This window comes from Aeromonas sp. ASNIH5 (assembly GCF_002902865.1).
Taxonomy (GTDB): Bacteria; Pseudomonadota; Gammaproteobacteria; order Enterobacterales; family Aeromonadaceae; genus Aeromonas; species Aeromonas caviae.
The window spans coordinates 2,447,986-2,460,554 of record NZ_CP026122.1 but is presented as its reverse complement, the minus strand read 5'-3'; the positions used below and the strand labels follow the sequence as shown (position 1 = coordinate 2,460,554).

At 59.9% G+C, this 12,569-nt stretch carries 11 protein-coding genes and 1 pseudogene; 7 read left to right on the top strand and 5 right to left on the bottom strand.

What is annotated here, in order from left to right; genetic code table 11:
• The first annotated feature begins 15 nt into the window (after positions 1–15).
• Entirely contained in the window at positions 16–690 is a 675-nt protein-coding gene (locus C2U30_RS11405) for a transglutaminase-like cysteine peptidase (protein ID WP_041212317.1), read from the top strand.
• Here the strand turns inward: C2U30_RS11405 and C2U30_RS11400 are convergent.
• A pseudogene (locus C2U30_RS11400) lies at positions 685–1,627 on the bottom strand (TAXI family TRAP transporter solute-binding subunit). The gene C2U30_RS11405 and the pseudogene C2U30_RS11400 sit on opposite strands and share 6 nt — an antisense overlap.
• On the bottom strand, positions 1,624–2,925 hold the full coding sequence (locus C2U30_RS11395; protein ID WP_043152912.1) for a LapD/MoxY N-terminal periplasmic domain-containing protein: 1,302 nt from the start codon (positions 2,923–2,925) through the stop codon (positions 1,624–1,626). Before C2U30_RS11395 ends, C2U30_RS11400 begins: the two are co-directional and overlap by 4 nt.
• 270 nt (positions 2,926–3,195) lie before the next feature.
• Here C2U30_RS11395 and mepM point away from each other — a divergent pair, with 270 nt between their 5' ends.
• Positions 3,196–4,533: a murein DD-endopeptidase MepM gene (mepM, locus tag C2U30_RS11390; RefSeq protein ID WP_041212320.1), complete on the top strand. Its 1,338-nt coding sequence runs from the start codon at positions 3,196–3,198 to the stop codon at positions 4,531–4,533.
• A 63-nt stretch (positions 4,534–4,596) separates the two neighbouring features.
• Here the strand turns inward: mepM and C2U30_RS11385 are convergent, their stop codons facing one another.
• Positions 4,597–5,541 carry a D-2-hydroxyacid dehydrogenase gene (locus C2U30_RS11385; RefSeq protein ID WP_045523137.1) on the bottom strand — a complete coding sequence of 315 codons (945 nt, stop codon included), beginning with the start codon at positions 5,539–5,541 and terminating at the stop codon, positions 4,597–4,599.
• A gap of 161 nt (positions 5,542–5,702) precedes the next feature.
• Between C2U30_RS11385 and C2U30_RS11380 the strand changes: the two genes are divergently transcribed.
• From C2U30_RS11380 to C2U30_RS11370, 3 genes are all read left to right on the top strand, one after another.
• Positions 5,703–6,284, top strand: coding sequence for a YjaG family protein (locus C2U30_RS11380; RefSeq protein WP_042864483.1), 582 nt, complete (start codon positions 5,703–5,705; stop codon positions 6,282–6,284).
• A gap of 225 nt (positions 6,285–6,509) precedes the next feature.
• Positions 6,510–7,853: a potassium channel family protein gene (locus C2U30_RS11375; RefSeq protein WP_043152903.1), complete on the top strand. Its 1,344-nt coding sequence runs from the start codon at positions 6,510–6,512 to the stop codon at positions 7,851–7,853.
• Positions 7,854–8,090: 237 nt separating this feature from the next.
• On the top strand, positions 8,091–8,690 hold the full coding sequence (locus tag C2U30_RS11370; protein ID WP_029314835.1) for a Yip1 family protein: 600 nt from the start codon (positions 8,091–8,093) through the stop codon (positions 8,688–8,690).
• Positions 8,691–8,804: 114 nt separating this feature from the next.
• Here C2U30_RS11370 and C2U30_RS11365 read toward each other — a convergent pair whose 3' ends face one another.
• Complete coding sequence (locus C2U30_RS11365; RefSeq protein WP_041211768.1) at positions 8,805–9,137, bottom strand: hypothetical protein; 333 nt, start codon at positions 9,135–9,137, stop codon at positions 8,805–8,807.
• Positions 9,138–9,519: 382 nt separating this feature from the next.
• Here C2U30_RS11365 and C2U30_RS11360 point away from each other — a divergent pair, with 382 nt between their 5' ends.
• On the top strand, positions 9,520–11,013 hold the full coding sequence (locus C2U30_RS11360) for a histidine-type phosphatase (protein ID WP_103243776.1): 1,494 nt from the start codon (positions 9,520–9,522) through the stop codon (positions 11,011–11,013).
• 51 nt (positions 11,014–11,064) lie between these two features.
• Here the strand turns inward: C2U30_RS11360 and C2U30_RS11355 are convergent, their stop codons facing one another.
• Positions 11,065–11,940, bottom strand: coding sequence for an EamA family transporter (locus C2U30_RS11355; protein WP_103243775.1), 876 nt, complete (start codon positions 11,938–11,940; stop codon positions 11,065–11,067).
• 96 nt (positions 11,941–12,036) lie between these two features.
• Between C2U30_RS11355 and C2U30_RS11350 the strand changes: the two genes are divergently transcribed.
• Positions 12,037–12,495 (top strand): Lrp/AsnC family transcriptional regulator, encoded by a 459-nt coding sequence (locus C2U30_RS11350; RefSeq protein ID WP_039039724.1) that lies wholly within the window; start codon positions 12,037–12,039, stop codon positions 12,493–12,495.
• Positions 12,496–12,569: the final 74 nt, after the last annotated feature.

Genomic DNA, 12,569 nt, shown 5'->3' with positions numbered 1-12,569 from the left:
TATGGAGTGTCAGTCATGAAATGGTTGCTCGTCTCTGCCTGCACGCTGACCCTGCTGGGATCCGGCATACAGGCATCCGGTCTTTCCGAACACATCGCCAGCCCGGAACTCAGGGCAAAAATGCAGGCGGTCTATGGCGCCAGAGCGATCCAGCGGTCCGAGGCCTTCTCTCGTCTGCTGACGCCAAGGGCCGGAACGACGGACCAGCAGAAGCTGGAGCTGGTGAACAACTACTTCAACAACCTGACCTACAGCGAGGATCCCAGACTGTGGGGGGATGATGATTATTGGGCCAATCCGCTGGAGTTCATCGGGGCGAGAGGCGGGGATTGCGAGGACTACAGCATCGCCAAGTACTACACCCTGATGGAGCTGGGGGTCGACGAGAAGAAGCTGCGGCTGGCCTATGTGAAGGCAATTCGTTACAACCAGTTCCACATGGTGACGTTGTACTTCCCGACCATCAAGTCAGATCCCCTGGTGCTGGACAACATCAATGGCCGCATCCTGCCGGGGAGCAAGCGCAATGATCTGCAGCCGGTTTACAGTTTCGATGCCAAAAGCATCTGGATCATGAAATCCCGCCGCGAGGGAACCCTGGCGGGGAGTGCCGATCGCCTGGCCCAGTGGACCTCGATGCAGAGCCGGTTCTCCAGCGAGCATCTGCGCTCCCCCCGTCGCCAGCTATAACTTGCCCGCCGCCTTCAACTCCTCGAAATATTTTGCCGCGCCCGGATGCTGTTCGACACTCAGCACCGGGCCTATCTTGTTGCGCGCCTTGTGAAACAGGTTCGCATAGCCATAGGTCTGTTCGTTGAAACTGGTTTGCTGGCTCAGCATGGCCCGGGTCAGCCGATAGACCTCGTCATCCGGAGTGGCGGCATTGGTCACCAGGGTGGCGGCGATGGCGAAGGTGGGGGTTGCCTTGAGGTTGCCCGGGTAGATGCGTGCCGGCACCTGGCTGCGCTGGTAATACCTGACTCCTTTGAGCAGCTGGTCCCTTACGGGCCCCTCGATCGCCAGGAAGCGCACGGCGCAGCGCTTGGCGGTGTCCAGCACGATGCGGTTGGGATGACCCATGACAAGGCCATAGGCATCGATCTGTTTATTGCACAACGCTTCGGAGAGATTGGCGACGCTCTTCAAATCGAGATCCTGCTCCTTTGCGCCCAGAACATTGAACAGGGCCAATGCCGTTTGACGAGTCCCTGAACTCTTCAGGCCCATGTCGATGGGGGCCAGCTTGAGCTGCTCCAGGGTGGTGATATCCCCATCGGCTCGCACCACTATGGTGAAAGGTTCGGCGTGGGTGGCAAAGAGCGCCCTCAGCTCGGGTTGTGGCTGGGCAGCGAAAGGCCCGGTGCCCTGGCTGGCCTGATAGAGCCAGTCGGACTGGACGAGCGCATAGGGTACCTCTCCCGTTTTCAGCTGGCGGAGATTTTCGATGGACCCGGAGCTGGCCTGTAGTTTGCAGGGCATCGTGGGGTCACTTTTTTTGGCCAGTCTGCAGAACTCCTTGATGACCTGGTAATAGATGCCTTGCTCCCCCCCCTGTGCCTATGGTCATGGTGGTCGCGTGCAGGGTCGGTTGCCACAGCAGGGCGAGCAGCAGCAGCGGGATCCTCATGATGCATTCTCCTGAGTGGCATAACCATCGATGCCCCAACTGCGCAGCATGTCCACATCGCTTACGTCGCCGGCTTCCGCCAGCAAGGTGTAGCCGGAAGCATGGAGGCATTGGGAGAGCAGGTTCCAATAAAGGGGGGACTGGGTGAGCTGGCAACTGATGAAGACAGGTCTGATGGGGTCGAGCCTGGCCAGATTGTCGTTGTTCATCGGGATGTTGCTGAATGCCAGCTCAATCCCCTGGGACTGGAGTGCGGTCAGTCGTTCCTCGGCCAGGGGGGGGAAGATCGCCAGATCCCAGCGCCAGTCCAGCGTCTTGCCACGAGCGCTGGTCAGCACGGGGGCAAACTGCGCCCAGTCTGGGTGGCCGAGCAGGCTGAGAGGCAGCTGGAGCCCTTCCGCCTTCTGAGTCAGCCAGTCGTTGAGCAGCCCCCGAATTTCATCCGGCGAACTGTCCGTGGTGGGGGGGTGCTTGGGTAGCAGGCGGCTGTAGAGCCTGATACTCCCCTGAGTGGAGAAGAAATGCTGCTGATAGGTGTTGCCATCGGTGTCGACCAGCCCAACGAGCTTCTGGTGGGTCGGGAGAGCGTCGTGCTTGCCAAGCTGGGTGATCTTGAGCCGCTGTTGCAGCAGGTCCCGCTTGCGTTCAGAGACCAGCTGGTTGATGGAGACAACGACTTCCTGCAATTCGCGAAGCCACGGGGTTGGCAGGTTGCCGCTGAACTGGCGTTTGCGGATCCGGGCCAGTTGCAGACTGATCTGTTCGAGGGGGCGCAGCAGGCGGCGGCACACCCAGGTGATCACCAGGCTGAACACCAGCAGGCCGGCGAGCAGCGCAAGTCCGGTACGACTGATGGCGTTCCACAGATGCTGGTAGGCGTAACCCTTGTGTCCCTCGAGCGTGAGGGTACCGAGAATGCGCCAGCCGTCGGTCAACTCCTGCTCAATCTTGACCGGTGGCATGTCGATAACTGAGGGGAGCCAGCCTGGAACATTTTGCTGTGCGGTGTGGAACACCTTCTGGAACAGCACCTGGCCATCCGGATCCAGCAGAACGACGGAGTTGACGAAGCCTCCGTCGAACATGGCGTTCACTATGGTCTCGGCAAGGACCTTGTCATCGTTGAGCAGAGTGCCCTGCAGCACCAGCCCCAGTGCGGTGATGGCGGTTTCAAGGTTGGCCGACATCTGGTCGAGAATAGACTGTCGTACCGTCGTGATCTCCAGCACGAGCAGCAGCGCGGCGCCGATGGTGAAGAGGATTAGGATGATTACATTTAACAATTTTGCCAATGACATACCCACTCCATGGAGATGTTTTTGCAACATTTTCTGGGCCGGAGAGCACCACAACCGGACTTGGTTCTTAAAAATAGAAAAAAATGGCTGAAAATGACGATCATTTCTGCCCATGCTGGAAGGTTATGCATAAAATGTGAGTTTCGTGCATGGAGCTATGAACTTTTTGTAAGTATTTAGGTCTAAAAGCCAGATATTCGGTTTTCATAATAAAAACTCATAAAAACAGACCCACAACCACCACCCTTAGATCTAATAACAGGATAGCGGATGAAACGTCTCCGTCCCTTGGTAGCTCAGGCTGCCAATTGGGAACCCCCGGTTCCCCGCAAGCATTTCTATGCCATGCTATTGCTCACGGCCATGACGCTGTCAGCGGTAGCCGTATTGCCAGCTCCCGGTGACATCCTGGAGCGGCCACTGCGTCTGGAGTTGCCGATCGCCACCACGGGCACCGCAACCAACGAAGACAACACCGACTTCAACGACATTCCGGATCACGAGCTGGTCGAGTCAGCCGCTCCCGAAGACGACATCCCGGCCGATGCCACGCCTCAATGGCAAGATTACCGGGTTCGCAACGGCGAGAACCTGACCACCATCTTCAACAACTTGGGGCTGTCCACCACCACCCTCTACAAGGTGCTGGATGCGGATGCCAAGAACAACCTGGCGCGTCTCAAACCCGGTCAGACCATCGAGTTGCTGATCGATCAGGACAACATTCTGCAGCAGTTGAAGATCCGCCTGAACATCAAGCAGACCCTGGTGCTGGAGCGTACCGACGACACCTATAGCGCCAACATGCTCAATGAAGAGGTGGAGTGGCAACAGAAGAGCTATGACGGTGTCATCAACGGCAGCTTCTACGTCAGCGCCCGCAATGCCGGTATCCCGGCCAACCACATCCAGAAGATTGCCAACCTGTTCCAGTGGCGCCTCAACTTCGCCAAGGATTTGAAAAAAGGTGACAAGTTCAAGGTGCTGGTCCGTCAGGAGACGGTCGACGGCAAGAGTACGGGCAATACCCAGTTGCTGGGGGTCGAGGTGTTCAGCCAGGGCAAGGCCGTGTCAGCCTGGTTGTCGGAAGATGGCAACTATTATGACGGTCAGGCAAACAGCCTGGAGCGCGGTTTCCGCCGTTATCCGACTCACAGCCGTTACCGGGTCAGCTCCAGTTTCAACCCGAATCGCCGTCATCCCATTACCGGGCAGGTCCGGCCCCATGAGGGGACCGACTTTGCCTTGCCGGTAGGCACGCCCATCATGGCGACCGGTGATGGTGTGGTCCTCAAGGCAACCAGCCACCCGCTGGCAGGCACCTATGTTGTGATCAAGCACGGCCGTACCCTGATGACCCGTTATCTGCACCTGAGCAAGCTGCTGGTCAAGCCGGGCCAGAAGGTGAAGATGGGTGACAAGATTGCCCTCTCCGGCAACACGGGCCGCTCCACCGGTGCTCACCTGCACTACGAGGTGCGCATCAACAACCGCCCGGTGGATCCCATGAAGATCAAGCTGCCGATGGCGGAGCCGCTCTCCGGCAAGGACAAGCGTCAGTTCCTCGCCAAGGTGAAGAGCTACCGCAAAGAGATGGAGGCGGGCTGAACGGCTTCCTCCTGACGAAAAAGGCCCCGCCAACTGGCGGGGCCTTTTCATTGCAGAACGGCTTCAATAACCCTTGTCAAAGTCGATCCTGCCGTCCAGCTGCTGACCATCGATGAAGCGGATGTAGTTGCGGATGAAGATCTGGGCCACATCTTCCGGGAAGCTGTAGGCGCTGTTGTGAGGCGTCACGATGAGATTGGGCTGGTGCCAGAGCGGGCTGTCAGCGGGCAGGGGTTCCTGCTCGAACACATCGAGCACCGCCATGGCGGGCTTGCCGGCTTGCAGTGCCGCCAGCAGCTCCCCCTCATGGACGGCATTGCCCCTGCCGACGTTGAAGAAGATGGCGCCCGGTTTGCAGTGGCCGAAGCGTTCGGCGGTGAAGAGATGGCGTGTCTCGCGGGTGGCGGGCAGCACGCTGACGATGACATCGGCCTGGGCCAGCATTTTGTTGAGTGCCGGCAACTGGTACACCTGATCGAACCCGGCACGTTCACGGCCACTGTGGCTGATGCCGAGCACCCTCATGCCAAAATGTTTGCCGGTGTGGGCTATATGCTGCCCTATGCTGCCGGTGCCGAGCAGCAGCAGCGTCTTTCCCTTCAAGCCCTGATAGGGATGGCTCTGCCAGACGCCCTGTTGCTGCTGCTCGCGATAGAGTGGCAACTGGCGGGTCAGGCTGAGCAGATGGCCGAACACATACTCGCTCATCAAGGGGCCGAAGATGCCGCGGACATTGGTGAGCAGGTAGTCGCGGCGGCAACTGGCGTCCAGCAGCACATCGACCCCGGCATAAGTCGACTGGAGCCAGCTGAGCTTGCCGGCCTTGGCCAGCAGCGGCTTGGCCCGGGCAGGCTCGGCCATCAGGATATGAGCGTCACCGATAAGCTGTTCGGCCTCGGCCTGATTGTCGGCCCGAAGAATGTGCAGATGGGGAAGATGGGCCGCCTTGAGCAGGCGTTCATAGTGGCTGTTGTCCTGACTCAACAGCAGCAGGGTACGTTGGCTCATACTCTTGTTCCTTATCGTGTTTATGGCAAGGCGAGAGGGATGCTGTCTCCATCTTACCCCAGTTGATCGGGCAAGATAGTCGAGCAGGGCGCTTTTTCATTTTTAGACGGGGCCCTCGTGGGCTACAATCTGCCCCACATTTTGCAAAGGATCCGACTCCAGTGTTTGGTGACAAGTTTTATAAGCGACTGGCCGAGCTGCAGCCCTGGCAGCAAACCGTCTATACCCTGGCGCTGGCAGAGCGCATGTACCCCAACTATGTGCTCTTTACCCAGGCCTCCGGTTTCGGGGATGCGAGGGCATTCCGTCACGCGCTGGATCAGATGTGGAACTACCTGACGGTCAAGGGATCCCGCGTCAATCTTGGTGCCATTCTGGAAGCGTTTGAAGTCTACATTCCCGATCCCCGCAAGTTTGAATCCTACGGCGCCTATCCGGCACTGGACGCCTGCGTGGCGCTGGGTTGTGCCTACAACTCGGTGATCTGCCGGGTGGGGGAAGAGGCCAACGACGCCAGCCATGCGTCTGTCGGCACGGTCGCCGGCTTCATAGAGATGCTGGAAGAGCGGGATCTCAGCGATGAGGAGCTCTATGAGCACGAGTACATGGAGGCCGAGCTGGAGTTCCAGGTCGAACTGCTCAAACGGGTGGCCCATGAACGGGACAGCGATCGCATCCTTGCCATCCGCGCCTTCGCGGCCCAGGACGGCGTCTCCAACATCGGCATCAGCCTGGAGGCGTAATGCCATCGCGTTCTACCCATAAAAAAAGCTCCCGGTCGGGAGTTTTTTTATCTCTGAGCGTTCATTTTTTTGGTGTGTGAGAAAGCATTTATGCATTTTTTTCAAATGGTTAACTTTTTTTCTCCTGATTCTTAGGGGCCATTCGTTGCTGTTGTAAGCTCGCTTCTATTGGTTGCACTTGACAGAGAATCACCGACGAGAACATCTCCATTACTGAGGTCATCTATGAATGCAACAGAGCTTTGGCAGCTTTCCCCCGAGCAATTCAACGAGTGGCGGCGTGAGAACGATTATCCCCGTATCTGGGCGCTGCTGGTGGCGTCGCTGCCCCATTTCGACGACTGGATGGCGGAGCAGAAGATAGAAAAAAGCGTGATCTTCCAGATCGGCATCGCCCGCTTCATCAGCTCCCGCTGCGTGCTGAGCCTTTGTGTCTACATGAGCGACGACAAGGTCCGCTTGTATGAGAGCGCCTCGAGTGCACTGGAATCCCTGCGCAAGAGCGGCCTCATCCGCTCGGAGACCCGTTTCGAGCCTTACAGCATGTGGCTGGCGGGAAAACATGGCAATGACGAGGTGAAACGGGTGCAAAGCCTGCTTTCGGTCTCGGAGAACAACAAGGGGGAGGCCCAGGTGCTGGGCAAGCATCGTCTGCTCAACATCGGCGGTGTTACCCTCAAAAGCCCCATCATCTCCGGCCGGTTGCTCGATTTTACCTGTCTCGACGAGCTCTCTCTCGATGGGGCCGTCAACAACTCCAAGGTTTATCTGTGGCACTGCTCGGCCAAGGGGGTCAGGGTCAATGGCGGGGTGATCGGGCTCGATCTGTTCGACTCTCTGCTGTGGGACCACAGGGCCTGGGCCAAGAAGCGGGAGCTGGCGCTGGAGGACGGGGTCTTTCAGGACTTCACCATAGAGTGCGAGGAGATCCGCTTCCACTCCTCCCGGGCGGTGCTGAAAAACTTCAGCGTCAGCGCCAAGAACTTCGATGCCACCATGGAGCACACCAACCTGGACAAGGTGGAGGTGGTCTACAACGACAATGGGCGGATCGACCACAACGAGGCGAGCAAACTCTATCGCAATGCCAAGCGTCTCTTCTCCAGCGTGGGTGACACCGTCGACGCCGGCGAGTGCTACTACAAGGAGAAGCTGCACGAGATGAAGTCCCTGGCGAGCCCGCGGGAGCTGTTCCGGGAGCGCTGGTTGCGCAGCGGTCCGATGACGAAGTGCTGGCTCTCCCTGCTGTGCTATCTCAAGTGCGCGGGCAAGTTCATCAGCTTCATCACCTGGGGGTTTGGGGAGCGTCCCATCAGAAGCCTGCTGATGTCGATGGGGGTGATCCTGCTGGCGACCCTGACCTATTTCCTGGCACCGGAGTCTGCAACCCACGGCCATCTGGGGCGCTCCCTCTATTTCAGCATCGTCACCTTCGTGACCCTGGGTTATGGGGACATCTCCCAGACCTCCTCGCCGCTGCAACTGCTGTCGGCCATCGAAGCCTTCTGCGGCATGTTCCTGACAGGTCTCTTCCTCGCGGGTTTTGCCTCTAAAACCAAGCAGTATTGACGGGAGTGCCAGCGGCGGGTGCCATCAGTGCCCGCCTCCGGTGTCCTCCTGCTGTCTTCCCATCCCTCCCGGCTGTCCCGGCGACCTTGCTTGACGCAGCGGCGGTGGAGCGACTTTATTTAAAGTCATCGCATGCCATGGCAAGCGATGGCGCCGCCAGCGCCCGGACAAGACGCAATCAGAGGAGAAAGCCCGGTATCGATCCGCCAACCACCGATGTAGAGAAGGAATAACGCTATGATATTGAATCACTTATGGGGATTGTATGCCCATCCCCACACCGAATGGCATACCATAGACGAGCGGCACGACAGCTTCAGAAACAGTCTGACCCACATCCTGCTCGTGGCCCTTATCCCTCCCATCTGCGCCTATTATTCCGCCGTTCACATCGGCTGGAGCATCGGGGTCGGCGATCCCATCACCCTGACCGCCAACAGCGCATTCAAGCTGTCGGTCGCCATGTACGTGACCCTTATCATCGGCGTGCTGGCACTCTCCTATCTGGTGCACTGGATGGGGCATACCTTCGGCTCGGATCCCAGCTACACGACCTCGCTGGAGCTGGCGGCCTACACCTCCACGCCACTCTTCATGGTGGGCTTCTCCGCTTTCTTCCCGCATCTCTGGTTCGTGATGCTCATCGGTCTGGTCGGGCTGACCTATTCCGTCTACCTGCTCTATATCGGCGTGCCCATCCTGATGCACATCACCAAGGAGCAGGGATTCATCTACGCCAGTTCAGTGGTGACGGTCGGCCTGGTGTTGCTGGTCTGCGTGCTGGCTGCCACGGCCATCCTGTGGGGATCCGGCTTCGGTCCCGTCTTCACCCAGTAGCCGTGTATGCCGACGGCAACGACGACAAGGGCGCCTTGATGGCGCCCTTGTCGTTGATCTCTCGCCTGGTCGGCGTGTCTTTGCCAGACCCGGGAGGGACGTCGTCTGCGTTGATCAGCGGGGATTGCCGCTGCCGATGCCGAACGGGATGCGGTAATCGCTGCTCTGATCGCCGAGGCTGACGGTCAGGTTGCCCTGGGCGCGGTTCGGGATCTGTACCTGCTGGGTGCCCATCAGGTTGGCGTGGACCGATGCCACCAGATCACCGGATTCATCGCGCACCTCCAGCATGGGGTTGGCTTTGCCGGCCATGGCGGCGCTGGCATGCCAGTTCACGAACAGCACACCCGGGGTGGCGTTGAAGTCGGCGGGGACGGAAGCCTGGGCAACACCGGCACTCATCAGGCCTGCAACGGCCAGCATCTTGATCACGTTTTTCATGTTCATTCACTCTCTTGGTTTTTATGTCATTGGCAAGGCCTGACAGGCCTGCATCAATGCATCCATGCAAGAGGTCATTCAAATGGTGTGTTGTTTTGTCACGGAGGTTTGTCGCCCATATGTATGGGGGACTGCCATGAACGACCAGTTGTTTTGCGGCTTGGCGCTCCTGCCTAAGCGATGTGTGAATATTAAGCGCCTCACCCGGTCATTGTTAGCGAGATAAACTGGCCTACACGTTCAAAAAATATGAATGATGTTTTGTGGGGGGACATAGACGGGTTGGAGGGGAGTCACCCTTCCGGAGAGAGGTGCATGTCCCAGACCTGACACCAGATTGTCACATCCGGTGCGTACTGTGCGGCTTCATTTTCACACTGGTTCAAGGATGACTATGTTTCGCGTTTCTTCCCTTGCCGCCTGCGTGGCGGCCACCCTGCTGAGCGGCTGCCATTCGGGCAATGACTCTTCCTCGCCTGCCGTCGGCGACTATCAATACAGCACCAAGGCGGTCTATGCCGCCCGTCAGGCAATGAACAGCTATGAGGTTGCCCCTGAAGGCTTTAGTCCCGTCTTCACCGAACTGGTGGCACGCCACGGCTCCCGCTCGCTGTCCAGCCCCAAATACGACGTGCTGACCAAGCTGGTGTGGGAGGAGGCCGCGAGGCAGGGGGCCTTGACCGAGCTGGGCCAACGGCTCGGCGCCAAGGTGGACGCCGTCACGGCCGCCAACCAGACCCTCGGCTATGGCCTGCTGAGTGCGCTCGGCAAGGAGGAGCACGCCAACCTGGCGACCCGGCTCGCCGAACGGCTGCCCACCCTGCTGACCACTGAATCGACTCCCCTCTGCCTCAAGGTCGAGACATCGGGCAAGGACCGCGCCAACGAAAGCGCCTACTTCTTCATGCAGAGCCTGGCCAAACGGGTCTCTCTGGTGACGGACAGCCCCGACTGTTACGTCAGCCAGGAGAACCCTTCCGAGATCGACAAGGGGCTGCGCAACAAGTTCGAGCTCTACTTCCACAAGACCGAGCCACAGGGGGAGTACACCCGGTATCTGCCCACCTTCCAGGCCTATCAGGCCTTTGTCGGGGACGAAGACAACGGGGTGGCTCCTGCTCCCGAGCTGACCGAGGTCCTCGATGCGCTCAAGGCCCTGCCCAGGACCCGGGTGATGGCCCGCGAGATGCTCGAGCGTCTCTACAGTAAAGCCTTCGTCGACGAGCTGGCCGCCGGGGTGGATTATGTGGCGGTGAATCCGGAAGACGGCGGCAAGACCCATGTGCGCGACGAGGTGGACGCCGCCCTCATGCTCTACAACCTCTTCATCATCGGCCCGGGGATGATCCGGGAGGCGCAGGCACAAGGCGGGTCCTGGGATCTCGAGCAGTTCATCACGCCAGAGGAGTCTGCCTGGTTCTCCTACCTCTCCGATGCCGAGGACTTCTACGAGAAGGGGCCGAGTCTTGCCAGCCAGAGCGCCACCTACGCCGTGGCCCAGCCCCTGCTTGACGGCCTCTTCAACGAGGTACAGACCCAGGTAGTGGAAGAGGCGGGCGAGCATGTCGCCAAGCTGCGCTTCGCCCATGCGGAGACCCTGATCCCGCTGGCGGCCCTGATGAAGCTGGAAGGGAGTCGCCAGAGCGCCCAGCCCGGCGTGCTGATGAGCCAGGAAAACAACGAATGGCGTGGCGGCTGGGTCTCTCCCTATGCGGCCAACATCCAGTGGGATGTCTACCGCAACGAGGCCGGCCGGGTGCTGGTGAAGATGCTTTACAACGAGAAGGAGCTCGCCTTCAAGGCAGGTTGCGCCCCCATTGCGGTGGGCAGCTTCTTCTATGACTTCGGCGAGCTCAAACGCTGTTACGACTACTCGTCCTGACGCGCTCGTGCCATCCCCGGGGCCGGTCATCGCCGGCCCCGTTTTTTTGGTTCAGGCGGAGCCGGCTTGTCGACGACCCGCCTGCCAGGTGGTGCCCATGGAGGCGGCGATGATGGCGGCTATCCCGAGCCATTGGGACGGGGGCAACTGCTCGCCCAGCCATACCAGTCCCATCAAGGCTCCCATGGCCGGTTCACCGCTGGTGAGAATGCCGTAGCTCTTGAGGGGAAGGCGGCGCAGGGCAAACATCTCGAAAGAGTAGGGGATGGCGCTCGAGAGCAGCCCCACCCCGATGATGGTGAGGATCACGGGGACGGTGAATGACGCCTCGATCGCCCCCTCCAGCCCGAAGGGCAATACCAGCAGGGTGCCCACCCACATGCCCAGCGCCGGAGCCTGTGCGCCCAGCAAGGCTCCTGCCCGCTTTCCGGTGAGCATATAGAGCCCCCAGAAGAGGCCAGCCCCGAGAGCCAGTGCGGCCCCCAGGGGATCGATGGCCTGCTGTGTTGCCCGCAGGGGCAAGAGCAGCAGCAGGCCGACGATGGCCAGCGCCAGCCAGAGGAAGTCATCCCGGTGACGGGAGCTCAGCAGGGCCACCGTCAGCGGGCCGATGAACTCGATGGCCAGCGCCACGCCGAGGGGAATGCGTGCGATGGCGAGATAGAAGAGCAGGTTCATGGCCCCAAGCGACAGGCCGTAGGGGATGGCGCCCAGCAGGGTGCGTCGGTCGAGGGGGGCACGCCAGATGCGAAACACCAGGGAGAGAAGGAGGGCGGCGCACCCCAGCCGGAACAGGGTCGTACCTGCGGCTCCCAGCAGGGGAAACAGGGATTTGGCCAGGGAGGCGCCGAGGGTGATCGACAGCATGGCGAGCAGGACGGCCAGAAGAGAGGAGAGGGCATTGGGATTGGGTTGCATGGTATTCATACCGGGCAGGACGATGGGCAGTAAAATATATCTGGAGACTTGGGTAAAACCGGTCTAATACTGGCCTTGTGCGATAATTTTTATCTAATGAACCCCATGACCGACAAATTTGACCTGCTCATCCTCGCCGAGCTGCAACAGGATGCCCGTCTGCCCACGCCGGAGCTGGCCCACAGGGTCGGTCTTTCCGCCCCTGCCTGCTACCGCCGCGTCCGCGCCTTGCGGGAGTCGGGTCTCATCGAGCGGGAAGTGGCGCTGGTGGCACCGTCCACCATGGGCTGGCCCATCACCATGCTGGTGCTGGTGACCCTGGAGCGGGATCATGGCCGCATCGTCGATGAGATGATCGCCAGCCTGCAGCGGGAACCCGAGGTGATGGATCTCTGGTATGTGACGGGGGAGCAGGACTTCGTGCTGCAAGTGGCCGCCAGGGACATGCAAAGTTACGAGCAGTTCACCCGTCGGGTGCTCCATGCCAGGGACCAGGTGCGCAGTTTCAAGACTCTGGTGGTCATGGGACAGCACAAGCGTTGCGGCGCCTTGCTGCCCGGGTAAAGAGGGGGCTGCGCCGAAGCCTTGCCGGCATTGCGGGAGCGCCGTCAGGGAAACGAACAGGGGCAGGTACGGCC

Coding starts and splice junctions, on each gene's coding strand:
- C2U30_RS11365 (WP_041211768.1), bottom strand. CDS start 9,137: ATGAACATGAAAAACGTGATCAAGATGCTGGCCGTTGCAGGCCTGATG.
- C2U30_RS11350 (WP_039039724.1), top strand. CDS start 12,037: ATGACCGACAAATTTGACCTGCTCATCCTCGCCGAGCTGCAACAGGAT.
- C2U30_RS11360 (WP_103243776.1), top strand. CDS start 9,520: ATGACTATGTTTCGCGTTTCTTCCCTTGCCGCCTGCGTGGCGGCCACC.
- C2U30_RS11370 (WP_029314835.1), top strand. CDS start 8,091: ATGATATTGAATCACTTATGGGGATTGTATGCCCATCCCCACACCGAA.
- C2U30_RS11375 (WP_043152903.1), top strand. CDS start 6,510: ATGAATGCAACAGAGCTTTGGCAGCTTTCCCCCGAGCAATTCAACGAG.
- C2U30_RS11385 (WP_045523137.1), bottom strand. CDS start 5,541: ATGAGCCAACGTACCCTGCTGCTGTTGAGTCAGGACAACAGCCACTAT.
- C2U30_RS11395 (WP_043152912.1), bottom strand. CDS start 2,925: ATGTCATTGGCAAAATTGTTAAATGTAATCATCCTAATCCTCTTCACC.
- mepM (WP_041212320.1), top strand. CDS start 3,196: ATGAAACGTCTCCGTCCCTTGGTAGCTCAGGCTGCCAATTGGGAACCC.
- C2U30_RS11405 (WP_041212317.1), top strand. CDS start 16: ATGAAATGGTTGCTCGTCTCTGCCTGCACGCTGACCCTGCTGGGATCC.
- C2U30_RS11355 (WP_103243775.1), bottom strand. CDS start 11,940: ATGAATACCATGCAACCCAATCCCAATGCCCTCTCCTCTCTTCTGGCC.